This window comes from Hydrogenophaga sp. A37 (assembly GCF_002001205.1).
GTDB lineage: Bacteria > Pseudomonadota > Gammaproteobacteria > Burkholderiales > Burkholderiaceae_C > Hydrogenophaga.
In genome coordinates this window covers 1-25,351 of the sequence record NZ_MUNZ01000115.1, presented here as the reverse complement: position 1 = coordinate 25,351, position 25,351 = coordinate 1, and the positions used below count along the sequence as shown (strand labels likewise).

The 25,351-nt window shown below is 59.5% G+C and carries 26 protein-coding genes and 1 tRNA gene; 16 read left to right on the top strand and 11 right to left on the bottom strand.

Translation table 11 applies throughout. The annotated features are described in order from the left end of the window. Positions 1 to 4: 4 nt before the first annotated feature. Positions 5 to 967, bottom strand: coding sequence for a hydroxymethylbilane synthase (gene hemC / locus B0E41_RS14205; protein WP_077331810.1), 963 nt, complete (start codon positions 965 to 967; stop codon positions 5 to 7). Positions 968 to 1,093: 126 nt separating this feature from the next. Here hemC and ppc point away from each other — a divergent pair, with 126 nt between their 5' ends. The 7 genes from ppc (at position 1,094) to B0E41_RS14170 (ending at position 9,327) form a co-directional block, all read left to right on the top strand. Further along, positions 1,094 to 3,937, top strand: coding sequence for a phosphoenolpyruvate carboxylase (ppc, locus tag B0E41_RS14200; protein WP_077331857.1), 2,844 nt, complete (start codon positions 1,094 to 1,096; stop codon positions 3,935 to 3,937). A gap of 125 nt (positions 3,938 to 4,062) precedes the next feature. Then, positions 4,063 to 4,917, top strand: coding sequence for a 3',5'-nucleoside bisphosphate phosphatase (locus B0E41_RS14195; RefSeq protein ID WP_077331809.1), 855 nt, complete (start codon positions 4,063 to 4,065; stop codon positions 4,915 to 4,917). A gap of 5 nt (positions 4,918 to 4,922) precedes the next feature. Further along, a complete protein-coding gene (locus B0E41_RS14190; protein WP_077331808.1) occupies positions 4,923 to 5,825 on the top strand; it encodes a DMT family transporter in 903 nt (300 codons plus the stop codon). A gap of 31 nt (positions 5,826 to 5,856) precedes the next feature. Further along, on the top strand, positions 5,857 to 6,492 hold the full coding sequence (locus B0E41_RS14185) for an L-threonylcarbamoyladenylate synthase (protein ID WP_077331807.1): 636 nt from the start codon (positions 5,857 to 5,859) through the stop codon (positions 6,490 to 6,492). 54 nt (positions 6,493 to 6,546) lie between these two features. Beyond that, positions 6,547 to 7,215 carry a site-2 protease family protein gene (locus tag B0E41_RS14180; RefSeq protein ID WP_077331806.1) on the top strand — a complete coding sequence of 223 codons (669 nt, stop codon included), beginning with the start codon at positions 6,547 to 6,549 and terminating at the stop codon, positions 7,213 to 7,215. 8 nt (positions 7,216 to 7,223) lie between these two features. After that, positions 7,224 to 8,516: a tryptophan--tRNA ligase gene (locus B0E41_RS14175; RefSeq protein WP_077331805.1), complete on the top strand. Its 1,293-nt coding sequence runs from the start codon at positions 7,224 to 7,226 to the stop codon at positions 8,514 to 8,516. A 217-nt stretch (positions 8,517 to 8,733) separates the two neighbouring features. Continuing rightward, positions 8,734 to 9,327 carry a response regulator transcription factor gene (locus B0E41_RS14170; RefSeq protein WP_077331804.1) on the top strand — a complete coding sequence of 198 codons (594 nt, stop codon included), beginning with the start codon at positions 8,734 to 8,736 and terminating at the stop codon, positions 9,325 to 9,327. A 52-nt stretch (positions 9,328 to 9,379) separates the two neighbouring features. Here B0E41_RS14170 and B0E41_RS14165 read toward each other — a convergent pair whose 3' ends face one another. Continuing rightward, positions 9,380 to 10,792 carry a HAMP domain-containing sensor histidine kinase gene (locus B0E41_RS14165; protein WP_077331803.1) on the bottom strand — a complete coding sequence of 471 codons (1,413 nt, stop codon included), beginning with the start codon at positions 10,790 to 10,792 and terminating at the stop codon, positions 9,380 to 9,382. An 87-nt stretch (positions 10,793 to 10,879) separates the two neighbouring features. On the opposite strand from B0E41_RS14165, the gene B0E41_RS14160 reads away from it, so the two are divergent. Continuing rightward, positions 10,880 to 10,971: transfer RNA gene (locus B0E41_RS14160), tRNA-Ser, on the top strand. 160 nt (positions 10,972 to 11,131) lie between these two features. On the opposite strand, the gene B0E41_RS14155 is transcribed toward B0E41_RS14160, so the two are convergent. Beyond that, complete coding sequence (locus B0E41_RS14155; RefSeq protein WP_077331802.1) at positions 11,132 to 11,800, bottom strand: SOS response-associated peptidase; 669 nt, start codon at positions 11,798 to 11,800, stop codon at positions 11,132 to 11,134. Positions 11,801 to 11,845: 45 nt separating this feature from the next. On the opposite strand from B0E41_RS14155, the gene umuD reads away from it, so the two are divergent. The 7 genes from umuD (at position 11,846) to B0E41_RS14115 (ending at position 18,210) form a co-directional block, all read left to right on the top strand. Beyond that, positions 11,846 to 12,286 (top strand): translesion error-prone DNA polymerase V autoproteolytic subunit, encoded by a 441-nt coding sequence (gene umuD / locus B0E41_RS14150; protein WP_077331801.1) that lies wholly within the window; start codon positions 11,846 to 11,848, stop codon positions 12,284 to 12,286. A gap of 28 nt (positions 12,287 to 12,314) precedes the next feature. Then, positions 12,315 to 13,631 (top strand): Y-family DNA polymerase, encoded by a 1,317-nt coding sequence (locus tag B0E41_RS14145; protein ID WP_077331800.1) that lies wholly within the window; start codon positions 12,315 to 12,317, stop codon positions 13,629 to 13,631. Positions 13,632 to 13,987: 356 nt separating this feature from the next. After that, positions 13,988 to 15,061, top strand: a complete 1,074-nt coding sequence (locus tag B0E41_RS14135) for a DUF262 domain-containing protein (protein ID WP_077331798.1) — start codon at positions 13,988 to 13,990, stop codon at positions 15,059 to 15,061. 1 nt (position 15,062) lies between these two features. Continuing rightward, on the top strand, positions 15,063 to 15,797 hold the full coding sequence (locus tag B0E41_RS14130) for an MAE_28990/MAE_18760 family HEPN-like nuclease (RefSeq protein WP_077331797.1): 735 nt from the start codon (positions 15,063 to 15,065) through the stop codon (positions 15,795 to 15,797). Then, on the top strand, positions 15,794 to 16,864 hold the full coding sequence (locus B0E41_RS14125; RefSeq protein WP_077331796.1) for a DNA cytosine methyltransferase: 1,071 nt from the start codon (positions 15,794 to 15,796) through the stop codon (positions 16,862 to 16,864). The genes B0E41_RS14130 and B0E41_RS14125 overlap by 4 nt, the downstream gene beginning before the upstream one ends. 30 nt (positions 16,865 to 16,894) lie before the next feature. Beyond that, positions 16,895 to 17,779, top strand: coding sequence for a ParA family protein (locus B0E41_RS14120; RefSeq protein WP_077331795.1), 885 nt, complete (start codon positions 16,895 to 16,897; stop codon positions 17,777 to 17,779). Then, complete coding sequence (locus B0E41_RS14115; RefSeq protein WP_216350762.1) at positions 17,776 to 18,210, top strand: hypothetical protein; 435 nt, start codon at positions 17,776 to 17,778, stop codon at positions 18,208 to 18,210. Before B0E41_RS14120 ends, B0E41_RS14115 begins: the two co-directional genes overlap by 4 nt. A gap of 156 nt (positions 18,211 to 18,366) precedes the next feature. On the opposite strand, the gene B0E41_RS27580 is transcribed toward B0E41_RS14115, so the two are convergent. The 5 genes from B0E41_RS27580 to B0E41_RS14100 form a co-directional block, all read right to left on the bottom strand. Further along, the gene (locus B0E41_RS27580; protein WP_253194853.1) at positions 18,367 to 18,666 is read right to left on the bottom strand and encodes a DUF5710 domain-containing protein; all 300 of its coding nucleotides are present in this window, start codon (positions 18,664 to 18,666) and stop codon (positions 18,367 to 18,369) included. 494 nt (positions 18,667 to 19,160) lie between these two features. Further along, positions 19,161 to 19,664 (bottom strand): hypothetical protein, encoded by a 504-nt coding sequence (locus tag B0E41_RS14110; protein WP_077331794.1) that lies wholly within the window; start codon positions 19,662 to 19,664, stop codon positions 19,161 to 19,163. Between the two features lie 287 nt (positions 19,665 to 19,951). Further along, on the bottom strand, positions 19,952 to 20,104 hold the full coding sequence (locus tag B0E41_RS27135) for a hypothetical protein (protein WP_171984767.1): 153 nt from the start codon (positions 20,102 to 20,104) through the stop codon (positions 19,952 to 19,954). Then, entirely contained in the window at positions 20,097 to 21,395 is a 1,299-nt protein-coding gene (locus B0E41_RS14105; RefSeq protein WP_253194851.1) for a site-specific integrase, read from the bottom strand. Before B0E41_RS14105 ends, B0E41_RS27135 begins: the two co-directional genes overlap by 8 nt. A gap of 649 nt (positions 21,396 to 22,044) precedes the next feature. Continuing rightward, complete coding sequence (locus B0E41_RS14100; RefSeq protein WP_077331793.1) at positions 22,045 to 22,278, bottom strand: helix-turn-helix transcriptional regulator; 234 nt, start codon at positions 22,276 to 22,278, stop codon at positions 22,045 to 22,047. A gap of 96 nt (positions 22,279 to 22,374) precedes the next feature. Between B0E41_RS14100 and B0E41_RS14095 the strand changes: the two genes are divergently transcribed. Continuing rightward, positions 22,375 to 22,875 carry a DUF1643 domain-containing protein gene (locus B0E41_RS14095; RefSeq protein WP_077331792.1) on the top strand — a complete coding sequence of 167 codons (501 nt, stop codon included), beginning with the start codon at positions 22,375 to 22,377 and terminating at the stop codon, positions 22,873 to 22,875. Here the strand turns inward: B0E41_RS14095 and B0E41_RS14090 are convergent. The 3 genes from B0E41_RS14090 to B0E41_RS26630 form a co-directional block, all read right to left on the bottom strand. Continuing rightward, entirely contained in the window at positions 22,849 to 23,247 is a 399-nt protein-coding gene (locus B0E41_RS14090) for a hypothetical protein (protein WP_077331791.1), read from the bottom strand. The genes B0E41_RS14095 and B0E41_RS14090 overlap by 27 nt on opposite strands. Before the next feature lie 95 nt (positions 23,248 to 23,342). Further along, positions 23,343 to 24,686 (bottom strand): AAA family ATPase, encoded by a 1,344-nt coding sequence (locus tag B0E41_RS14085; RefSeq protein WP_077331790.1) that lies wholly within the window; start codon positions 24,684 to 24,686, stop codon positions 23,343 to 23,345. Then, positions 24,683 to 24,976, bottom strand: a complete 294-nt coding sequence (locus tag B0E41_RS26630; protein WP_143433838.1) for a helix-turn-helix domain-containing protein — start codon at positions 24,974 to 24,976, stop codon at positions 24,683 to 24,685. Before B0E41_RS26630 ends, B0E41_RS14085 begins: the two co-directional genes overlap by 4 nt. Positions 24,977 to 25,351: the final 375 nt, after the last annotated feature.

Genomic DNA, 25,351 nt, shown 5'->3' with positions numbered 1-25,351 from the left:
GGTCTCAAGCCTCCGGAGGCCTGGCACCCGCCACGCTCAACGCTTGCGCCACGCGCTGGCCCAGGACCTCGGCCTGTGCCAGCGTGCTGACAGTCGCCTGCAGCCCCACGCGCACGATCGGGCTGCGCCCCTCGGGATCTCCCCAGGCAGCGTCCAGACGCAGACTCTGCGGATCGTGGGCGTCCCACTGCGCATAGGCCGCCAGGGGCATGGAGCAGCTGCCCCCCATGGCGCGCGACACCGTGCGCTCGGCGGCCACCCGCAGCCAGGTCGGCATGTGGACGAGCGGCGCCAGCGCGCTCACCAGATCGGCGCGACCCGCACGCACCTCGATGCCCAGGGCGCCCTGCCCGGCCGCGGGCAGCGATTGGGCGGGCTCAAAAATGGTGCGGATGCGTTGGGACAACCCCAGGCGCTTGAGCCCGGCCGCCGCCAGCACAATGGCCTGGTATTGACCGTCGTCGAGCTTGCGCAAGCGGGTGTCAAGGTTGCCGCGCAAGGGTTCGATGCGCACATCCTGACGGCCGAGCGCGTCCAGGGCTTCGCGCAACAAGACCAGGCGGCGCAGGCTGGAGGTGCCGACCACCGCACCTGACGGCAACTCGGCCAGCGACGCACACACCGGCGACACCCACGCGTCGCGCGGGTCTTCGCGCTCCATCACACAAGCCAGCTCAAAGCCCGCAGGCAGGTCCATGGGCACGTCTTTGAGCGAGTGCACGGCGATGTCGGCACGCCCTTCTTCCAGTGCCACCTCCAGTTCTTTCACGAACAGGCCCTTGCCACCCACTTTGGACAGGCTGCGGTCCAGGATCTGGTCACCCTGTGTCGTCATCCCCAGCAATTCGACACGATGGCCCAAAGCTTGCAAGAGGGCTTTCACATGTTCCGCCTGCCACAGCGCGAGACGGCTTTCGCGGGTCGCGATGGTGATGGACAGGCCGCTGGGAGAGGTTGAAGTGGGCACGGTAGGGGATCAAAAGAAGATCGATGCGGCGCGGTACGTTTTCGTACCCGCTTGGTAACGGAACAGGCAACTTTGAATGCTAGCATGACCACTGCCCAAAATTTCAGCAACTCCGCAGCGCCCACCATGAGCCGAACCACCGCCAGCAGCCTCGCAACCGCCGCTTCCAGCCAACGCACGGCCAACGCCAAAACGGGCACCAACAAAGACCAGCCGCTGGTCAACGACATCCGACTCCTGGGTCGCATCCTCGGCGACGTGATCCGTGAGCAGGAAGGCCAGGCCGCCTTTGAATTGATCGAACAGATCCGCCAGCTCTCAGTGGCCTTTCGCCGTCACGACGACGCCTCGGCCGACAAGGCGCTCAAGAAACTTCTCAAGGGCCTGAGCGGTGAGCAGACGGTGAGCGTGATCCGCGCCTTCACCTATTTCAGCCACCTCGCCAACCTGGCCGAAGACCGTCACCACATTCGCCGACGTGCCGTGCACGACCGGGCCGGTGACGTGCAGGAAGGCAGCCTGGCAATGACGCTGCAGCGCCTGAAGAAAGCCGGCGTGTCACCCGCCAAGGTGCTCGACACCCTCGCCCACAGTCACATCTCGCCGGTGCTCACCGCGCACCCGACCGAAGTGCAGCGCAAGAGCATTCTGGATGGCGAACGCGCCATCGCCCACCTGCTCGCCGAGCGCGAAGGCCTGTTGCCCCGCGATCTGGAGGACAACGAGGGACAGCTGCGCGCGCGCGTGACGCAACTCTGGCAAACCCGCTTGCTGCGCTTCACCAAACTCACGGTGGCCGACGAGATCGAGAACGCGCTCAGCTACTACCAGGCCACCTTCCTGTCGCAGATTCCCCGCATCTACCGCGACCTCGAAGACGGCCTGGGTGACCGGAGCGTGGCCACTTTCCTTCGGATGGGCCAGTGGATCGGTGGCGATCGTGATGGCAACCCCAACGTGACCGCGCAGACGCTGGAGCTGGCGTTGCACAGTCAGGCCGACATGGTGCTCCGCCACCATCTCACCCAGCTGCACCACCTCGGCGCCGAGCTGTCGGTCTCGGCCATGCTCGCGTCGGTCAGCCCCGCCATGCAGGCACTGGCAGAGCGTTCGCCCGACACCAACGCCCACCGCCAGGACGAGCCCTACCGCCGCGCCCTGACCGGCATGTACGCCCGCCTCGCCGCCACGCTGAAAGCACTCACCGGTGGCGATGCCGCACGTCACGCGGTGGCCCCACAAGACCCCTACACCAGTGCCGACGAACTGCTGGTCGATCTGCGCACCATCGAAACCTCGCTCATGGGCCACCACGGCGCGGCGCTGGCGCGCGCCCGGCTGCAACCGCTGATCCGCACCGTCGAGGTGTTTGGCTTTCACCTTGCGACCGTGGACCTGCGCCAAAGCTCGGACAAACACGAGGAGGTCGTGGCCGAGCTGCTGGCCACCGCGCGCATCGAAAGCCACTATTCCGCACTCAGCGAAGAAGACAAACGCGCGCTGCTGCTGCGCCAGCTCAACGACGCGCGACCGCTGCGCGTGCCGGGCGCGGTCTACTCCGACCACGCCCGGGGCGAGCTCACCATCTTCGAGGCGGCTCGCGCAGGCCGCGGGCGCCTGGGTGCACATGCCATCCGCCACGCGATCATCAGCCACACCGAGACCGTGAGCGACTTGCTGGAGGTGTTGCTGCTGCAGAAAGAAACCGGCCTGATGCGCGGTTTGCTGAGCGAGGTGGCGGAATGCGACCTGATCGTGGTGCCGCTGTTTGAAACCATCGAAGACCTGCGCAACGCCGCGCCCATCATGCGCGACTACTACGCACTGCCCGGCGTTCGGGCCATGGTGCTCCGGGGCGCGGCCGATGGCTACAGCGAGCAGGACATCATGCTCGGCTACTCCGACAGCAACAAAGACGGCGGCATCTTCACCAGCAACTGGGAGCTGTACCGCGCAGAGATTGCACTGGTCGAGCTGTTTGACAGCCTGAATGCCACCGCCGAGAAACTGATACAGCTGCGCATGTTCCATGGCCGTGGCGGAACGGTGGGCCGCGGCGGCGGCCCCAGCTACCAGGCCATCCTGGCCCAGCCCCCGGGCACGGTGCGTGGCCAGATCCGGCTGACCGAACAGGGTGAGGTGATCGGTTCGAAATACGCCAACCCCGAGATCGGCCGGCGCAACCTGGAAACGCTGGTCGCGGCCACGCTGGAAGCCACCTTGTTGCAACCCACGCGCGAGGCGCCCAAAGCCTTTCTGGACGCCGCTGCCGAGCTGTCGTCGGCCAGCATGTCGGCCTACCGCGCACTCGTCTACGAGACCCCGCGTTTCGCCGAGTATTTCTTTGCCTCCACACCGATCCGCGAGATCGCCGAACTCAACATCGGTTCGCGCCCTGCCTCCCGCAAGGCCACGCAGAAGATTGAAGACCTGCGCGCCATTCCCTGGGGCTTCAGCTGGGGCCAGTGCCGCCTGACACTGCCGGGCTGGTACGGCTTTGGCTCCGCGGTGCATGCCTTCCTGCACAAGGAGGGCCCCAAAGGTGTGGCCAAACAGAAAGCCCTGCTGCAGAAGATGGTCAACCAATGGCCCTTCTTCAGCACCCTGCTCTCCAACATGGACATGGTGATGGCCAAGAGCGACCTCGCCCTGGCCACGCGATACGCCGAACTGGTGGAAGACAAAAAGCTGCGCAGCAAGGTGTTCACCGCGATCGAAGCCGAATGGCACCGAACGGCCGACGCGCTGTCGCTCATCACGGGTGAAAAGAAGCGCCTGGTGAACAACGCGTCGCTGCAACGCTCCATGCGCCACCGCTTCCCCTACATCGACCCGCTGCACCACCTGCAGGTCGAACTGGTGCGGCGTTACCGAGCGGGTCAGAACCAGGCCGACCGCGACGAAAAGGTGCGTCGAGGCATCCACATCTCGATCAACGGGATTGCTGCAGGCCTGCGGAACACAGGATGACCTCCGCGCCGCCTGCGGTGTCACCCTAAGCGGCAACAACTGCGGCCGGGGCGGCGGCCACTGTTCCGATGAGGGTGTTGGAGCAAGGGTGAGCGCGGGCTCCCCGTCAAACCTAGAATACTTCTGTGACCCACATCCTCAACGCCGACCTCCACTGCCATTCCGTCGTCTCCGACGGCACCCTCACGCCCGAGGCCCTCGCTCAGCGCGCCAAGGCCAATGGCGTCGAACTGTGGGCGCTCACCGACCACGACGAAATCGGCGGACAGGATCGCGCCATTGCCGCGGCGCGTCAGGCTGGCATGCCCTACCTGACCGGCGTGGAGGTCTCGGTCACCTTCGTCAACGTCACGGTGCACATCATCGGCCTGGGTTTTGACCACACGCACCCGGCGCTGGTCGCGGGCCTGAAGCAGACGCGCGGCGGGCGCGAAGAACGGGCACGCGACATGGGCGCCGACCTGGCCAGGGTGGGCATCCCAGGAGCCTACGAAGGTGCCATGAAATACGTCGGCAATCCGGAGCTGATCTCACGCTCGCATTTCGCGCGTTACATCGTCGAAGCAGGCTTTTGCACCGACACCAACGCGGTGTTTCGCAAATACCTGGCCGAAGGCAAGCCCGGTTTTGTGCCTCACCGCTGGGCCAGCCTGGGCGATGCCGTGGGCTGGATCACCGGCGCGGGTGGCGTGGCCGTCGTGGCCCACCCAGGGCGCTACAAATTCACCGCCAACGAAGAGTTCGCGCTGTTCACCGAGTTCAAGACCCACGGCGGCCAGGGCGTCGAGGTGGTCACCGGCGCGCACGGCCAGGCCGACTACGTGAAGTATGCGGAGTTCTGCCGCGAGTTCGACCTGATGGCCTCGCGTGGCAGCGACTTCCACAGCCCGGATGAGAGCCACACCGATCTGGGCAAGCTGCCCGATCTGCCCGGTGGTGTGACCCCGGTGTGGGAGCTGCTCGAAGCCCGCGTCCATTGACGAACATGCGGCCCGCCGGCCAAGGTGCCCGCGTCACGATGGGCATCGCGTTTCTCATCGCCGCGATGGCTTGCTTCGCGGTGCTGGACACTTCCGTCAAGTACGTGGGGGCCTTCGTCTCCATCTTGGTGGCGGTGTGGTTCCGCTACGTGTTTCAGGCGGTCGCAGTGACCACCGTCATGCTGCCATTGCGCGGTCGCGACCTGTTCCGGACCAGCCACCCCCGTTTCCAGCTGCTGCGCGGCCTGCTCTTGCTGACGGTGAGTGTGCTGTCGTTCGTGAGCTTGCAGTTCATGCCCGTGGGCGAATTCACCGCGTTCGTCATGACCACGCCACTGGTCGTCACCCTGTTTGCCGCCCTGTTCCTGAAAGAAAAGGTGTCGCCGCTGCGCTGGACCCTCGTGAGCGGCGGCTTTTTGGGCGCTCTGCTGGTGGTGCAACCGGGCGGCGCCACGATCGACTGGGCCAGCTTGCTGCCGTTGCTGATGGTGCTGATCTACGCCTGGTTTCAGATCCTGACCAGCCAGATGGCCCGCACCGAAGACCCGATGACCCTGCACTTCTACACCGGCTGGGTGGGCGCCCTGGTGAGCACCGCCGCGCTGCCATTGTTCTGGCAGACCATGCCCGACGTGAAGACGCTGGCGCTGCTCAGTCTGGTTGGCCTGATGGGCACGGTGGGTCACTTCCTGCTGATCCTGGCCTATGCGCGCGCGCCCGCGTCCACCCTCACCCCTTACCTCTATGCCCAGATCGGGTTCGCCATGTTCTGCGGCTGGCTGGTCTTCGACCACGTCCCGGGTGGGTTGGAGCTGACCGGTGTCGCCCTGATCGTGGTCTGCGGCTTGTCGGCAAGTCGACTCACCGCCCGGGAAAACCAGCGTCTGCTGACACCCCCCGAGGGCTGAGGCGGGTGCGAGCGGCGCGCACAATACGGCCATGTCGCAGTATTTCGAAGTCCATCCCGACAACCCGCAACCGCGCCTGCTCAAGCAGGCGGTGCAGTTGCTGGAGCGCGGCGGCGTGCTCGCCGTACCCACCGACTCCAGTTATGCGCTCGTGTGCCACCTCGACGACAAAGCCGCCGCCGACCGCCTGCGCCGCATCCGCCAAGTCGACGACAAGCATCACCTCACCCTGCTCTGCCGCGACCTGAGCGAACTCGCCAGCTACGCCAAGGTGGACAACCGCCAGTACCGCCTGCTCAAGCTGGCCACGCCCGGGCCCTACACCTTTATCCTCGAAGCCAGCAAGGAAGTGCCGCGCCGCGTGAGCCACCCTTCGCGCAAGACCATCGGCCTGCGCGTGCCGCAACACACCACCCTGCTCGCGCTGCTGGAACTGCACAACGCGCCACTGCTGGCCACCACCCTGATCGCGCCGGGCGAACGCGAGCCGCTCAACGAAGCCACGGAGATCCGTGACCGGTTCGAACACGATCTGGCCGGCGTGATCGACGCGGGCGCGTGCGCCCTCGAAGCCACGACCGTGATCGACCTCACTCCCATGGGCACCGGCGGTGAGCCAGCCGTCGTGCGCCAAGGGCGCGGAGCATTGGAACCGCTGGGCCTTTGACGCACACCCGCCCGGCCACAGCCCCGGTCGCGGGCAGTCTGGGACAATACAGCGATGGACTTCGCCGACATCGTACAAACCGTTGCGCTTTACGCGCTGCCCGTGCTCTTTGCCATCACCTTGCACGAAGCGGCCCATGGCTACGCTGCACTGCATTTCGGTGACAACACCGCCCAGCAGCTGGGCCGCATCTCGCTCAACCCGATCAAACACATCGACCCACTCGGCACCATCGCGATGCCGCTGCTGCTGTATTTCGCCACTTCGGGCGCTTTTCTGTTTGGCTACGCCAAACCGGTGCCGGTGAATTTCGGTCGCCTGCGCAACCCCAAACGCGACATGATCTGGGTCGCACTGGCCGGCCCTGGTGCCAACCTGTTCCAGGCGATCCTGTGGACCTTGCTCCTTTACATCTGGGCCGCCATCGGCCTGGAAGAACCGTTCTTTGTCGGCATGGCCCGCGCTGGCGTGATGGTGAACCTGGTGATGTTTGCCTTCAACCTGTTCCCACTGCCACCGCTTGACGGTGGTCGCATCCTCGTCGGCCTGCTGCCCTGGAAACAGGCCATGCTGGTGTCACGGATGGAGCCCTATGGTTTCTTCATCGTCATGGCACTGGTCGTCACCGGCGTGGTGGGCAGCCTCTGGATGTACCCTCTGATGGGCGTCACCCAAAGCGCGATCGAGGTGCTGCTGACCCCGCTGCGCGCCCTGCTGTTCTGATCCCCTTCATGAAAAACCAACGCGTCCTCACCGGCATTACCACCTCCGGCACCCCCCACCTCGGCAACTATGTGGGCTCGGTGCGCCCCTCTGTGCGCATGAGTCTGCAACCGGGTGTGCAAAGTTTCTATTTCCTGGCCGATTACCACGCCCTCATCAAAGGAGGCGAACCGGCACGCGTGCAGCGCTCGACGCTGGAGATCGCAGCCACCTGGCTGGCCTGTGGCCTGGACCCGGAGAAGGTCACCTTCTACCGCCAGTCCGACATCCCCGAAATCCCCGAGCTGACCTGGTTTCTCACCTGCGTCACGGGCAAAGGCATGCTTAATCGCGCCCACGCCTACAAGGCGTCGGTCGATAAAAACAATGCAGCCGGCGAAGAGCCCGATGCGGGCGTGACAGCTGGCCTCTTCATGTATCCGGTGCTGATGGCGGCCGACATCCTGATGTTCAACGCCCACAAAGTGCCGGTCGGCCGCGACCAGATCCAGCACATCGAGATGGCACGCGACATCGCTGCCAGCTTCAACCACCTCTATGGCGAACAATTCACCTTGCCTGAGGCGGTGATCGAGGATCACGTCGCCACCTTGCCCGGACTGGACGGCCGCAAGATGAGCAAGAGCTACGACAACACCATCCCGCTGTTTGTCCCGCGGGAGCAGTTGAAGAAGCTGATCATGGGCATCCTGACCGACTCGCGCGCACCAGGCGAACCCAAAGACACCGAGGGATCGGCGCTGTTCCAGCTGTACCAGGCTTTCGCCAGCGCCGAGGAAACCCGTGCACTGGCCCAGGCCTACGCTGACGGCATTGCATGGGGCGACGCGAAACAGGTGCTGTTCGAGCGCCTGGACCGCGAAATTGCACCGTTGCGCGAGGTCTACGACCGGCTGATTCAAAACCCGGCAGAAATTGAAAAGACATTGAAAGCCGGTGCAGAAAAGGCCCGCGCCGTTGCCACGCCGTTTACCAGCCGGCTGCGCCACGCCGTGGGTCTGCGTCCCCTGGACAGTGCAGCGGCTGGTCCTGTCGTCAAAGTGGCCAAGGTCGCCGCTCCCGGGTTCAAGCAGTACCGGGAAAAAGACGGGCAGTTCTATTTCAAGCTGATCAATGCCCAAGGCACTTTGTTACTGCAAAGCACTGGGTTTGCCTCGCCACGCGATGCAGCGCAAACCATTGCACAGCTCCAGCAACAGGGTCCAGCCGCCTTGGCCAGTTTGCAGGACCAACTCAGCCATCACGGCGACCGCGCTGAAGTGGACGCTGCCTTGCGCCATTTTTTAGAGAACCCAGCCTGATTGCCGCCATAAGCATATTCAGACGACAATTAACAGGGTACCCTGCGCCCCTTCAGATGCGACAATGGCTTTCTTGAGGTCTCGAGTTCCCACGTTGGGAGCCCAGACGCGACAAAACTAAAAACAAGGTCTGCATTCCGGTGCAAATCGCTATCGCCAAACCCGCCTCTTGCCGATATGCTGTTAACCCAGAACACCTACTTTCACAGCACCCGCCATGAGTATTTTTGTCATTGACGACCATCCGCTGATGCGCGAGGCAGTCGTCATGCTGCTGCGCCGCCTTCGCACCTCTACCCAGGTGATCGAACTGGAGCGCCTGGCGACCGTCAGCCGTGCCATCGCCGAACACGGTGAGCCCGAATTGGTGTGCTTGGACCTGAAGCTACCCGACACCCATGGCGTGTCTGGCGTGCGCGAAGTGCGCCAAATGCTGCCCGACACTTCGTTGATCGTGCTGTCGGCCTCACCCGCTTCCGACTATGAAGATCTGGCCCGCGAAGCTGGCGCCGACGCCTATGTCGAAAAATCCGCCGGAGCTGCACAAATCGGCAAGGTGTTGCGCGAGTTTCTGGCCGAGGAGCCGGAAGACGAAAACGCACCCACCATTCCGGAGAAGCTTTCCAAACGGCAGAAGCAGTTGCTGGTGATGCTCGACCGCGGCTTGTCCAATCGTGACATCGCCGAGGAATTGCAGATCAGCGAACACACGGTCAAGGTGCACCTTTGGCGCCTGTTCCGTCGGCTCAACGTCAAGAGCCGCTCCCAAGCCAGCCACCTCGCCCGCACCGCTGGCTTGCTCGATCTCTGATCAACTGAAAGAGACCAGGCGGCCGCCACTGCGGCGATGCGCTGCGGAGCTCTCAGGTCGCGACGTCCGGCACAAGGTGTTTCTGCGTGTAGGACGGTAGCATCACCCGAAACACACTGCCCCGGTTGGCCACGGACGACAGCGCTAACTGGTAGCCCATCATGGTGGTCAACTTGGACACGATGGTCAGCCCCAGGCCCAAGCTGTCTTCGGTGCCCTGGTGCTGTGACACCCGGAAGAACTCCTGGAAGATCGCCTGCTGGTGCTCGCGCGCAATGCCCACGCCGGTGTCCCAGACCTCAAACACCATCATGTCGTCGCGGTGACGCAGCCCGAGCAACACCCCCCCTTGGGACGTGTGTCGTAGCGCGTTGGACAGCAGGTTGCCCAAGATCCGGCGCATCACCACCGGGTCGGCCCAGATGTTCGTCGGTCGGGTGTGGGTCTTGAGCTTGAGCGATTTGCCCGATGCCACCGGCTCAAATTGCAGTGCGAGGTCGGCAAACAGCTGCCCCACATCCACATGCTGCAGGCGCACCTTGTAGTTGCCGGCGTCGATGCGCGTTAAATCGAACAGAGAGTCAAACAGCTCATTGATCGCACGGGTGGATTGCAGGATGCGCGGTGAAATGTCGCGCGCCATCTCTGGCTCGGTGGCCAGCCAGTCGGCATACAGGCTCAACGCGTGCACCGGTTGACGGAGATCGTGCGCAGCCGAAGCCAGAAAGCGGTTTTTTGTGGCGACCGCGCGCAACGAAGCGCGAGTCTGCTGGGTCAGCGAATCGATCAGTTCTTCGTTGGAGAATTGCAACTCGAAACTGGCGCGGTACACCTGATGCAGGCGTTTGCCAGCCATTGTCAGCATCCACCAGAACACCATCAACAGCACCAACGCTCCCCCCGCCATGCGAAGGGAGTCGGTGGTGTAACCATTGACAAAGGTGTTGAATATCACGCCAACCATCACCGACAGCACAAGGCTGTGGGCGTAACGCCGAAAAATCGGCTGGTAGGCACTGACCGCCACCAGGGCCAGCAAACCCTGCCCCAGCACCACCACGCCGCAGACAAACTGGGTCCCCATGTCTGATCGGCCATAACTCAGGAGCACCAAGGAACCCCAGATCAAAGCGACCGCCACCCAGGTCCATTGGTAGCGTTTCACGAAGGCCATGCGGTGAGGACCTTCGCTGCTGTCGTAGCGCAGGCGGTAGATGCCCAGCATCCGGTATCGCAACACCAGAATGAGGGCCATCAGACCCGCCCAGCCCGCCAGGGCCATGACGGGTACGTGTCCGAAATACATCAACAAGACCAACACGGGAACCGCCAACGCCGCCGCAGCCAACGAAGACAGCACGTTGTCCATCAGCACGCCGATGAGTTGTGAGTTCACCCATTGGTCGCGCACCTCGGCGGTGGCGGGCACGTGCTGGTAGGTGGCGGGCTGGGTATCGACGAGCATGGGTGCCTGGATTGTTGCACCGCGTCCAGCGTTGTGAACGCAGAAAAAGAGCCCTGAAGCTGCTGCTAGAATGGAGGGCTTCGACGCGGAGAGATGGCAGAGTGGTCGAATGCACCGGATTCGAAATCCGGCGTACTGTTTATACAGTACCGAGGGTTCGAATCCCTCTTTCTCCGCCAACAGACTATGAACAACGGGCCCTCGCGGCCCGTTTTCATTTCCTACCCATCACACTACCCATCGTTAGCGGTGGCACGTTGTGACACCTTGTGGACACATGCCCTACTCGCACGTCCACCACAACCCGAAATCATCGCGAAACTAGCCTGCAGCTAGGCGTCAACGGGTCTTCTTCCCTCTATCCGGTTCAGCGGTCGCCATCAGCAGTTCAGCCGGAAATTGCCGCATGAAATCCATCGAACGGCTGGCTGGGGCATCCAGCCACTCGTCATACTGATCCTCCCTCAGGATCACCACCATGCGCTTCTCGTCGCCGGGTTTGTGGAAGTGCTTGAACAGTGCGTGGTCATCGGCGTTGACCGTGAGCATCGTGAAGCTGAACACCTCATCGCCAGTCGCCTTGGTGTTGCTGGTCCACAGACCTGCGATACCTATGGGTTTGCCGTCCTTGCGCTGGATGCGCGTGGGCATCGCTTTGCCCCCGCGCCAGTCCGGTTCATAGATGCACTCGACCGGCACGATGCAATGCAGTCCGTTGCGCCAGGCATCCCGGAAACTGGGCTTTTCGGCCACTGTCTCGGAGCGTGCGTTGTAGGTACGCCGGCCGAAGGTCATTTCTCCTGCCCAGTGTGGGATCAGGCCGAACAGCCCCGCCACTGCCTCCCTGGCTGGCACCGCATCATCCCCAACGTCCTTGTGCGGGTGCCGGCGGATGAAGGGCGCTTCATAGAGCGGCCAGACTTGGGACTTGATGCGGGGCGGCGGCTCCACCCCAAAGTACATGCGCAGGCGTTCTGGCTTGGTGCAAGCGTCGTAGTTGGAGCACATAGGGACATTCTGGTCGGAAACGGGTCTCAGCCTTATACTGGACAAATGCACAGTATTTCTACCAGCTCCGCGCCCCAGCCACTGGCGGCCACCCCGCTGGTGCTGCCTATGTCCGAAGGGCATGTTCGGGCAGGGTTCCCATCGCCGGCTGAGGATTTCGTTGTCAATCGACTGGACCTCACACAAATCCTGGTCACCCATCCCCAGGCCACCTTCCTACTTCGCGTTGCCGGGTCCTCCATGCGAGAAGCTGGTATTGATGATGGCGACACCCTGGTGGTGGACCGGGCCATCAAGCCCCAACACGGCCATGTGGTGGTGGCGGTGGTCGATGGTGAGTTCACCGTCAAGACGCTGCACCAGCGTGCGGGGCGCATGCGCCTCAAAGCCGCCAACCCGACTTTCCCAGACATCGTGCCCAAAGAGGGCCAGACCGTCGAAGTCTGGGGTGTTGTTTCTTCCTGCATCAAGCGCTTCACTGTCTAAGCGAATCGCGGATGCAAAGGACACGGCCATGTACGCCCTGGTCGATGGAAACAACTTCTACGTCAGTTGTGAGCGGGTGTTCCGGCCCAGCCTGAGCGGCCGGCCCGTGGTCGTACTCTCCAACAACGACGGCTGCGCCATTGCGCGAAGCAACGAGGCCAAGGAACTGGGCATCAAGATGGGCGCACCCTGGTTCCAGATTCGGCACCTGGAGCAGGATGCCGGGCTGGTGGCCCTGTCGGCCAACTTCACGCTCTACGGCGACATGAGCGACCGCATGATGAGCCTGGCTGCCGGACTCGGTCCGACCCAGGAGATCTACTCCATCGACGAGAGCTTCATTGGCCTGCAGGGGGTGTGCGGTGACTTGGTGGGTCGGTCACACAAAATCCGCAGTCGCATTCTTCAATGGACCGGTATCCCCACCTGCATCGGCATCGCCCCCACCAAGACCTTGGCCAAGCTGGCGAACCACATCGGCAAGACGGCTGAGCGCAAGCCCGGCAGCTACCCCCAGGAACTGGCGCAGATTTGCAACCTCGCGGCCTTGCCGGCCCAGGACCTGGATGATGTACTCGCTGCCACCGGTGTTGGCGAAGTCTGGGGTGTGGGCCCCCGTATTGCCAAACAGCTGCAGGACGGTGGCATCAAGTCCGTACTGGACCTCACCCGCATGGACCCGGCCACAGCTCGCCGAGGTTGGAGTGTCACGCTGGAGAAAACCGTCCGAGAACTTCAAGGGATGACCTGCATTGAGCTGGACGATGCCCCGGGTCCCAAACAGCAGATCGCATGCACCCGTTCTTTCGGAAAGCCCATACACGAGCTGGGGCCGCTGGTTGAAGCCGTGACCGAATTTGCCGGGCGGGCAGCCGAGAAGCTGCGCAAGCAGCACAGCCTCGCAACCGAGCTGCTGGTCTTCATGCACACCTCGCCACACCGCCCAGGGGCGCAATGCTCACGCAGCGTGGTGGTACCCCTGCGACGACCCACCGACGACACCCTGGCGCTGGCTCAGGCTGCGGCGGATGGCATGCGCTACATGTACGTGCCGGGCTTTCGATTCATCAAGGCTGGCGTGATGCTGATGGACTTGCAACCGGCGAACATCCTGCAGCGGGAGCTGGACCTTGAACCTGCTGCGCGTGAAGACATCACCACCTCACGCGACCGCTCTAGACTGATGACGGCGATGGACGCTCTCAACGGGCGTTACGGCAAAGGAACGGTGCACTCGGCGGCGACGGGGCAGACAGGGCCAAAAAGGGAATGGGGGATGAAGCAGGAGCGGCGGACACCGCAGTACACGACGCGGCTGGAGGATGTACCGGTGGTAAGGGCATAAGACAGGATTGATTCGATTGGAGGCGACAAGAATCCAACGCGAAGACAGAACCCCAGTCGGTCAGCGTAAGAAAGGGCAGTCGCTGTCTGACCAGTATTAACTTGTCAAGGATTTCATGGTATCGTGTTAACGTGAAAACTTGACTTTCCTATCATGATTGACGAACAGCCGAAGCGAAGAGCTTCCACCACAGGCACTCTCGTTGGAACCCGATTTCAGGCTCCTCAGCTTGATGCAATCGATTCATGGAGAAAGGCGCAGGAGGATCTTCCGACACGTCCTGAAGCTGTTCGACGATTAGTGGAATTAGGCATGACCTTGAAGCGCACCCATGCAAAACAGTGTGACAACAACGTATGAAGAAACTGAAAGAAATCCAGGCCAAGACGGCGGCCGATATTGATCTGGCAGAAGCGCAGATCGTCGAATTATCTAAGCGGATCGAGTTCTACTTAACTGAATACTCTGTGGAACTCCTCGCCAGCAAGATGAGGAAGGGCGAGTTCGTCGTGCCGCCCTATCAGCGCGCTTACACTTGGGAGGGGGATCGAAGGTCGCGATTCATTGAGTCACTATTGCTGGGTTTACCGATCCCCTTCCTCTTCTTCTGGGAGATGCCGAACGGCAAGCTTGAGATCGTCGATGGTTCCCAGCGGCTTCGATCGATTGAGGAGTTCGTGCTCGGTGACCTCAGACTCGGTGAATTGGAGGGCTTGACGGCTTTGTCGGGGTTCAAGTTCTCGGACCTGCCCGAATCCAGGCAACGAAAGATCAACAACCGATCCATCCGTGGGATCGTGCTAAATGAACATGCAGATGAGCAGGCCCGCTTCGACATGTTTGAACGGATCAACACGGGCAGCAAAATTGCAAACAAAGCCGAAGTACGTAGAGGGGCACTTGCAGGCCCCTTCATGGACTTGATCGTTAAACTCGCACTCGTAGCTAAATTTGAAGCACTAGCGCCAGTTTCAAAGAAGGAGTTGGACGAACGGGAACGCGAAGAATTGGTTGCGCGGTTCTTCGCTTACAGCGATGGTTTGGATGGATACAAAGATCGTCCGTCGGAGTTCATTTTCAAATACGTGAAACAGATGAACGTACGGGCGACTGAAGATCCAGCGTTGCTGGACCGGTACCAAGCACAATTCCATGAAACGCTTGAATTCATTGAGCGGACATTCCCATACGGATTCAGGCGAAATGGAAATGGCAAAGCGACGCCCAGGGCTCGGTTCGAGGCCATCGCCGTTGGTTCGCGTCTGGCCCTGATCGAGCGGCCGTCCCTGGCCCATGAAGCTGTTGCTGATGTTCTTCCATGGCTAAACGACGACAACTTTATAAAGGTAACGGGCTCGGATGGAGCGAACGCCATCGCGCGCCTCCGGGAACGCACTGGGTTTGTTCGCGACAAACTCCTGGGAGCGTGAAATGAGTGCGCTCGTTTCCGGCTTTCAGGAGCGACTCGGTGAGGTGGAGGCCTACCTGGAATTCCTCTCAGCGATAGAGCTGAGGGCTCAGCACGGACCACCCAAGCTGGAAGGCGCTGAGCATCCGATCACCGCGCAGCAGCAACGCATTCTCTATTCCAGCGTGTACTTGCAACTGTACAACCTAGTCGAATCAACCATGTCGCGGTGCCTTGAGGCTGTTACCGAAGCCGCAAAGGAAAGCAATCGGTGGATGCCTAGTGATCTGAGCCAGTCGCTTCGACGTGAATGGGTTCGGGTGATAGCGCGGACGAATGAAGAACTCAACGCCGATCATCGACTGGAGAGCGCACTGCGCCTTTGCGATCACTTGGTCGCTGCGCTGCCTGTTGCGGAGTTCACTATCGACAAGGGAGGTGGTGGTAATTGGGATGATCAGTCCATCGAAGCAATCAGTAAGCGCCTCGGCTTCCAACTGGTCGTGAGCGCTCCGGTGTATAGCGCAATTAAGCGTCGGTTCCAGGATGACTTGGGGCCACTGGAACTCGTGAGGCAACTGCGGAATCGACTAGCACACGGCTCCATTTCTTTTGCTCAATGTGCTGAGGATGTGACCGTCGCACGGCTGGTCGATCTTAAGGACAAAACGGTGGACTATTTGCGTGAGGTCGTTGGCTGCTTCAACGCGTATCTCGACAGCTTCGAGTATTTGCTTCCCGAACGGAGGCCTGCATGACACGCAAATCAACTACATCCCACAAGCGCACGCCGAAGATCGTCGGCGTGGATCTGTTCTGCGGTGTTGGAGGACTCACGCACGGTTTGGTGCGAGGAGGCATAGACATCACAGCGGGCTTCGACATTGATGCGGGTTGCAGATACCCCTTCGAGGCCAACAACGCGGCGGCCTTCGTGGAGTGCGATGTCGCGAATTTAACGGCGGTACAGATCGTTCCGTATTTCGCCGGTGCGGATGTAACCCTGTTGGCCGGCTGTGCGCCTTGTCAGCCTTTTTCCACGTACAGCCGAAGCGGACGCAACAGCGAATACGAATCCCAGTGGCCTTTGGTGTCTGCCTTCGGGCGCTTGGTAAAGAAGCTCAAACCTGATCTCGTGACAATGGAGAACGTGCCGCAACTTGCCGACCATCCGGTCTTCGAACAGCTACTCAAGAATTTAGCTGGCTACAAGAAGTGGTGGGCTGTCGTCGAATGCACGTCGATAGGTGTACCCCAAACGCGGAAGCGGCTCGTGCTCCTTGCTTCGCGACTGGGGAGCAAAGGCCTGGCATTGACGAAGGAGGCAGCTCAGAACTCCACGGTCCGCCAAGTGATCGGCGCGTTGCCAGCCATCCGAGCGGGTGAAAGCCATCCTGACGACGAGTTGCACATGGCCCCCTCATTGAGCGCCTTAAATATGTCCCGCATCAAAGCATCCCGCCCTGGGGGAACTTGGCGTGATTGGCCGTTGGAATTGCAGGCAACCTGCCACCAGAAGACTACAGGAGCAACCTATCCAAGTGTCTATGGGAGGATGGAGTGGGATCGGCCAGCCCCAACGATCACCACACAGTGTTTCGGGTATGGAAATGGTCGCTTTGGGCACCCAGATCAAGATCGCGCCATCTCATTGAGGGAGGCAGCTATGCTCCAAACCTTCCCCAAAACCTATGCGTTTGCTCCAGAGGGCGCATCCATCAAGTTTAGTAAGATGGGACGCCTAATCGGTAATGCAGTACCGGTGCGGTTAGGGGAAATGATCGCCAAAACATTGGTGAAGCACGTCCAGACCTATGCTAACTGAGATGTATTCAGGGAAATAAGGAACTTGCGAATGGCTACAGTTGTTGGATTCATCAGCGAAAAAGGTGGTGTCGGAAAGACGACTGCTTGCTATCACATTGCTATTGCGCTAGGCCGTTATGAAGGCAAGCGTGTACTAGTCATTGATGCAGACTATCAGCGCGGAGGCATATCAGGCCGGTTCTTTCCCAAGCTAATCGAAGGATTCGGCAGTGAGGCGCCGACAGGGACGACGCTGTTCAACAAATTTCAGCAACTGTACAGCGCTTCGCCCCAAACGACAGAAATCGATGTCCTTCCGTGCAATGGTCAAATCGACTTGATACCAGCAGATCCTCGTTTATCCACTGTATCCGTTGACAAACTGCCGAGCACCAACAACATTCGAGCGAACAACATGTCGCTTCTGTCGCACATGAAGACTATTAGCTTCGTGCTGAGTGGGTTAAGTAAAAATTACGACTATGTACTGATCGATTCACATCCAGAAGTTTCGGACGTTATGCGATCAATCATTTATGTCGCCGACCATTGCGTGTCACCTGTCAAGCTGGATAGACAGTCATCAATCGGCGTCGCAACCGTTATCGGTGAAATCTCGAATGTGAACAACGACATTTCGATGATCAGGCGATCTCTTGATGTCGAAGATGATTACCGTAACACTCAATTCTCCGGTTCTATGGGAATGATGGCAAGGGAATATGGAGAGGGATTGAAGCAGAGCGAGCAACTTGAATACAACCGCCTCCGACGCTCCGGAAAGATCTTCACCAACTACGTCACTGAAGGTGACGGTTTGAGAATCGCAGCTGCCAATCGGCAACCGGTGTTTGATGTCCAAGGGGCGAATGCAGTCAAACAAGCGGCTCAGTTCAGAGCTCTGACTAAAGAATTCATGCAGGTGTGCCCATGATGATTGACTTGGAAAAACTGATCGAGTGGTTGGGCGTGGAAGGCACAATTGCAGGGCTTGATGGAAGTGATCTTACAACTGCTGAAGTCGGTGAACTGATGCCGGCATTCAAGATCTCTGGACTATCGAAGCTAAAACGCCGCGATCTCATAAAGGCTGTGGTCGAACAGAAGCGCCTTGATTTGACGAAAAAACCAGATGAATTGATGGCCATGAATGCAGAAGCGTTGAAAGCCTATTTTTTATCCATAAAGGCTTCCAAGAGAGAAATACTAAACTTGCTGGAGTCGTTGGACATCAGACCAGGAAGCGTGGCGCGAAACAACCTCACGGAGTTTGCTGCTCGTGAGATCAGTGATATTGGGATGTACCGGCGTGTAGCTCAAGGTACCAAATCGGGTAGCGGGCAAGGCGAAGGCTCCACGGACTGAGGTCTGTCCACCAAAAGGGACATTGACGCACTTTCTCTTAGCGACGCAATCGCCATTAATGTCTACAAACATCTAGCTCCGTATCTCTTGTCCGATGGCAAATGCTAGTTGTGTTACTTTTAAGAGAGCAGCAGGTTGATTGGAAAACGCATAGCGTTAACTTCTGCTAGTGTGCTCGCAGTGCTCCCACGGCAGCGCATCACAACCGCAATCTGACACAACTGTCTGGACGTTTGACGCCGAATGCGTGGGTTGCATCGGCATGCGGGACTCGCTCAGTTGGTCAGCCTCTCTCCCTTTTCGATTGAATTCAGCAAGCCCCGGAAGCCAGCGTTCAAATCGACTCAGGTCGACCGAGTCCTGCACGTACCAGACCATGCGAGCTTTGTCCCATCTCGCGCCCAAGGCCTTTGCCTTGTCCTTCTCTTTGAACGGTACAACCAAATCGACTCTCATCGTGTTCCCCTGAAATTTGCGGCAAGCATGCGCCGTCAATGTATGAGCTTCATCAGACGTTCACCGCAAAGGCGGGGCACCACTGACTGACCATAAATGATCTCGCACCATTGCCGCATCGAACCTCGACCCCTCATTTCACTACAGTCAAACACTGCCTCCGCGTATCACCGTCTTTGATCGCATGGCAGTAGCTGCGCTGCCCCTTCAACGTGGCCAGACACAGCTTGCGTTTGTCGTGCTCCCGGACCGAATAGCAGCGCCCAGAGTTCCGACTCACCCCCGCTAGACAGTAACCACGTGCGTCCCGATCTGCAATCGCGTAGCAACCGGCGGTGCTGGCGATAGCTCCCCCCATCCATGCCAGCCCCAATGCCCAAAGCGCCACAAGGAGAGTACGTCGCGTAGCAACACCCGCCCGACCCGTCCCCCTAAGAGAACCGGGTCGGGCGGGTATCAGAACGCTTCGCGAAGGACCCGCCATTTCCGAGCACTCAGTCTTTCAACAGATGCCCGCCCCGCATGCCCTGGATGTGGTGGCGATAGAGCGCATTGCGGGTTTCGTGCACGCTGTAGAGGCTTCGATCCTGGTATCGACGCGCCTCCTGCAGGTCTTCGGCGTCCCAGGTCAGATCACCCATGTGGATGTCCTCTTGTGCCGGGTTGCCGTACTCGTCGGACAGCCCCGCTTTGCTCATCGTCAGTGACACGCGCACCTGCTTCACTTCGGGATTCGACCGCGCTACCTCATAGACATCGTTCAATACCTTCATCGCCACATAGTCCAACGCGGCCCAAGACTGAACCCTCTTGTGGATGACCGCCTGTCCAGAAGACACCTCCACCCGCCTTTCAGGTTCTACAGCGATCAGTCCGCTCATCAAGAACGGGAGTGTCCACAAACCAATCAGTTTCAGCCGACCTTTCAGACCGGTGTTGTACATATTGATGTGCCAGTTCAGCACCTTCACCGCCGTGCTCTTCAGCGAATTTTTCATTTCTCACAGTCCTTTATTTCGAGTTCGTTGATGCAGCCACATGGCGGCGGCGCCCTATGGCAAAACAATTTGTGATCCACCCGGGCACCGGTGATAGACCATCAGTCAATGACGCACCCTGCGCCCCTGGACCTGCATCGAATCCAGTTGAGCGATCGATGGAACGGGCTTGGACCCGGAGAACAATGCAGCTCAACGCCGCCACGGGAGCCCCGCGCGGAACGACTCGGCATGGATCGACTGCCAACCCCGTCCCACCTTTGAGTGACGCGGTTTCCCAAAGTAGATCAGCGGTCATCCTTCGCCTCATCCATTCCAAGGACAGAGAGGCAGAAGGCTTTGACGAAGGTCCAAATCAGGACGACCATCACCACGAACCACACGATCCCAACCAGCCCAAAGACCAGGTCCGACCAGTCGCCGTCGAAGTCTTCATCCATGAACTGCCTCCCCGTTGTTGGCCAAGTACCCCATCACGAACATGGCCCAGTCCTCCATCAGTCGGTGACGCTTCTGGAGCAAGTCGCCGCGCCGATAGGCCGCCTCGACTTTGTTCGGTACCGCATGGGCAAGTGCCATCTCGGCCACTTCGTTCGGATAGTCGGTTTGCTCCGCGCACCAGTCCCGGAAAGTGGATCGGAAGCCGTGCGGTACGGCCGCCACCTTCATGCGACGCAAGACAGCACTCAGCGTCATGTCCGACAACATGCCGGCCTCCGATGGATCGCTCTTTGATCGGTTCGGACTTGGGAACACGAGATCACTGAAGCGGTTCAAGCGCTGGTGTTCAATGATGGCGACGGCCGCCGGAGACAGAGCGACACGATGTTCTTTGCCGGCCTTCATGCGCTCAGCAGGGACGGTCCATACGCCAGCCTTCATGTCGAACTCTGACCATCGCGCACCCCTGACCTCACCAGACCGGCATGCGGTCAGGATCAAGAACTGAAGCGCTGCGCTGCCCACCCCCTCGTGGGTACGAAGCGCCATCATGAAATCGGGCAACTGCGCATAGGGCAGCGCAGGGTGGTGACCCACCTTGGCAACTTTCCCCGGAGCGGGCAGCAGCTTGTCCAGCAGCCCTTTCCAGCGCGCAGGACTGAGCTGGGTTCGGTAACCCCGGGCAATGGCCCAATCGAACACAGAGTCCATGCGCCCGCGCAGTCGGCTCGCGGTCTCTGTCTTTTCTCGCCAGATCGGCTCCAAGACTTGAAGGACCTGAGGCAGCCCGATGTCTCGAATGAGCATCTTGCCCATGACCGGGGTGGCGTAAGTTTCGATGGTGTTGCGCCACTGCTGAGCGTGTTTGGCGTTCTTCCAACCATGCTCCTGAGCTTCAACGTATTTCTTGGCCGCTTCATCAAAGGTGATGGCGGTACTCTGATCGGCCAGCAGCTTGCTGCGCAGGGCCCGGCTGTCCTCTATGGGGTCTATCCCCAGGCTCAGCTTGGACCGCGCTGCTCGCGCCCTCTCCCTGGCCTCAGCCAGCGTGACCGAAGGGTAGGAACCCAACCCCATGTCCCGGCGCTTTTTGCCGACCTGGTACCGCAAGACCCAACTGCGAGAGCCGTACATGGTCACGTTCAAGCCCAGGCCCCGGACACCCCCGACGAAGTTGATGCCGCGTTTGGAAATATTGGCTACCGCAAGTGCGCCAAGTTCTTTTGTCTTCGTCATTGCACGCTCCTCAAGCTTCTGGCCCAGCTTGCACACCCGGGTGCTCTGGTCCATTACCACCAATGGGGAGAAACACCACGCCCAGTTCGATCAGTTGCGACTTAAGGGCTGTGGCTGTCCCAAAGCCAAGGCGAAACCGTCGCTGCAGCCAACTCACACCGACCTCTTCGCCCGCCGCTTGCCCGCTTTCGACGGCCCGCTTGACCTCTTCAATATCTAGAGTTGCCATAACTCCTGTGCTCCTGTGAAAACCAAACACTCCGCAAGGCCCGTTCTGGGGTTGCCTGCAATCCACTTGCAAAACCCATGATCGAGGAACTGTCAAATTTGTGGGAAAGTGACCTCGGACCCCTCTGGAACCCGCATGGAATAAGGCGATTCTTTACTCCCCCCAAATCCAGTAGATAGTTTGCTATATATTTAATAGCATGTATTTTCTTGACTCCGCATCATCTGATTTCATTGGCTCAAACGCTACGCTATTGATAGCAATGAAAATATGAGCACCGGAGAAACTGAAAACCCCCATCCTGGAATCCACTTGCAATGGAGCCCCAAAACGGATTTTCAGCAGAGGTTTTCGTGCTCGCTTGAGCACTCCAGACACGCGCTGCGTGACCTTGAGGGTCAAGGCTGCGATCTGGTTTTCTTGGCGCTCAAGGCACCTGTTTGAGCAGCTGGGCTGAGTCCTTGACGCGAAACGTCAGGCGGTTTCAGGTTCAGTGCTTGCTGATCGCATGGCATCGAACATGTCGAAGACAGTGACCCCGAGGGCATTGGCGATCACTTCCATGGCGTTGAGCGTGGGGTTCGCCTGCCCCCGCTCTACCCGACTCAGATAGGTCTGGTAGAAGCCGCACTTCTCACCGAACTCGACCTGGCTCAGGCCCTGCGCGAGACGCATTGCACGCACGCGCTCACCGAACAGTTGGGCCATGGTTTTCACCCCGCCGACTCTCGGTGTTATGCTTTATTTCACATAAACACTAATTCATATATTCGGCTTTCGCCCCTCACAAAAGGACGCCCCGGCATGTACGACATCTACTCAAGCGACAACAAGGACCAATGGCGCTACACGCTTGGAAAAGCCGGCAAAAGACCCCTTGTCATCATCGGCTTGAACCCCAGCACAGCCACCCAGGAAAAGGGCGATCCCACGGTGACCCGTGCCGAGCGGGTTGCACAGCAGGAGGGCTTTGACGGCTTTGTCATGCTCAACCTGTACCCGGTTCGCGCCACCGACTACCGCCATCTTCCGGCCAAGGCCAATCCGGCCGCATTTGCCAAGAATCTGGATGCCATCGAAGGCGTTGTGGCTGCGCTGAAGAAGCCCACCATCTGGGCGGCCTGGGGCGCCTCGGTTCTGCACCACGGCTTCTTCCTCAAGGCCCGGGATGACCTGTATGAAAGGCTGGCCAAGCACAAGCCCCAATGGCGGCGCTTCGGCTCAATGACCGTGAACGGGCATCCGCGACACCCCAGCCGGTTGAACTACGGCTGGAAATTAGAACCTTTCGACATTGAGGCCTGAGACGGTCCACCAAGGGTACGTAGCCGCCCTCCGGCGCTCTTCTTTCCACGCCTCATCGCGCTCTTCTTCAGAGATCACGTCCACGGCTCGTGTGCGGTTGTAGGTGGCAAAGAACCCCCGTCCCGGGGTCTGCTCCTTTACCCGCACCAGCACAGCCGACCTGAAAGGGCGACCAAATCTGGCATCCTCTTCAGTGATTTCAGCGATGCGCATGCCGATCTTGGATGACTTCCACTGTGAGGGCTTCGGCACATCCCATCCGAAGTACTGAGCAAACTCCGTGTATGTGTGGGTCCCTCCTCTGAGGGCTAGCTTTTCAAGAAACAATTCTGGAGTTTCGTAGTTCATTTTGACGCCTTCTTTGTGGACCATCAGGCACGCCTGTATCCATGATTTTTCATTGGTAGGTAGTGAACGTGCCCGCCCGAACCGCACCTCTAGAGATTGCGGACCGGGCGGGTGGACTATCACTTCGAAGGAAGCGACAGACGCAGGTCTTCGGATTCAAGCAGGTGACCATTGCGGACCAGCGAACTCAAAGTCTCCTTTGCCCGAGTGCGGCGGTGTTTAGGTTCACTCGATGCGAACAATGCGCTGCACCTGTGTATCGCCTCCTCGTGACCAATTGAGGGAGAGGGCTCTGGTACACCTTCAGCCGTCGGCCCAGCCACAAGCTCCTGCTCAAGGAAGGCGAGAACTGTTGCCTGATTGCCCTGGGGCACAGTCTTCTTGAGCCGATGAACGACACCGTCTGATTCCAGGTGACGCACCACAACGGAGCTAATAATTTCCCCATCGTTCGTCGAATACTCATAGGGCACGAGTTCAAACTTCCCACAAATCCCCGGCGGGCCATCCCTGGACTTGACGACCTCCCAGTGGTGCTGATTGTCGAGCTTTGCAACCTTGACTGAGGTGTCAACGTTGGCCCTCAGGGTTGAAGCACCGCGCTCCATGGACGCGTTGGGGTCGCGCCCGGTATGGTGGGTGATCAATACGGTTGCACCGGTCATTCTCGCGAGCAAACTCGCATGATGAATCAGTCGCGCCATGTCTTTGTTGCTACTGTCATCGCCCTCTCCTGCAATGGATGCCGAGAGCGTGTCAATGATGATCAGCTTGATGCGGTACTTCCTTGCCACCTTTGCAAGTGCATGAATGTGCTCTAACCGCATAAGGTTTACAGGCCAATCCACGAACTGAGCACGATCGCCAAGCGATACACCACGCTCCGCCTCCGCAACACGAACTCGCACCTTGAAGCCTGTGTGACCTTCTAGGCACACATACAGAACGTTGCCCCGCTCAACCACACGACCGGCCCAGGGCAAGCCGAGTGCCACACAAAACAGTATGTTGATCAATGCGAACGTCTTGCCAGACTGAGGAGCCCCCCACCAGAGGACGACAGCCATCACGGCCATCAGTTCGTAGATCAACCATCGCACTGGCACCACTTCTGCAAAATCATCAGAAGTAATGCATGGAATGTCGGGCGTCACTCCATGGGGGATAGGCAACATGGGTTGTGGTTCCAGCTCATCTACTGCGCTCGATTCTTCCTCTGAGCCATGTTCAGGGGCCCCTCTCTTTGCGAGTCGATCAGGACCGTCTTTTCGAATGCCTCGAAAGTAAAGCAAGTTTGGATTGTCAGGTTCGCTTGTGAACCAGAGGCTTTGGTCTTCACCTGACTCGTCAGGTGCATCCTCATAGTCATCGCCGTCAAATTGGGGGGAGGTATCTGGACCCCAACCCAACATTTCGGATGCGCCTCCAGATAGCGATGGAATACGGATTTGGGCGGTGTTCATAGCGCAGCCTCCGAGAAGAAGACTTCCATCACCTCTTCGCGAGAAAAAACGGTGATGCGTGGACCTAGCTTGATGGCCCGGATTCGGCCGCTTCTAACCCACCGCCAAACAGAAGAAGCAGAGACGGGAAGCAGTTCAAGCAGTTGTGAAAGCCGGATGAACTGCGGTTCACCCATCGACTCAGTTCGCTGCCAAGTTGGTCGATCAACGCCGCGCTTCTCGCCGCTCAGCCCAACCACATCGGAATCTACGAAGCCGTGCCGCACTTTGATGCAGGAATTTTGTCGCATACGCTGTCCTTAAGGAGTTGAAAACACCAACTTTCCTCTAGGACGTGAAGTTCACATATTCGCTAAACCTGTCCAAAGCATCATTATGAAATTTGACTTTACGAGAATTTTTTGCTAGCTAGTGCCGCCTTGAACGCATCTTGGTCCACTTCATATTTTTCTGGTCTGTAGAGGTTCCATACGTCCAATGTCACGTTACGCAACTCCACGTCTTGGAACGACAGGCCCAGTGGCCTAAGCACATCAAGTGCGTATTTCAGCCCATCGTGGACGGCATTTCAGGTTGATGGTGGACGGGATTTCAACGTAGTCGTGGACGGCGTTTCAGTCTGATCGTGGACGCTGTTTCAGCGCCATCGTGGACGATTGGGGGTT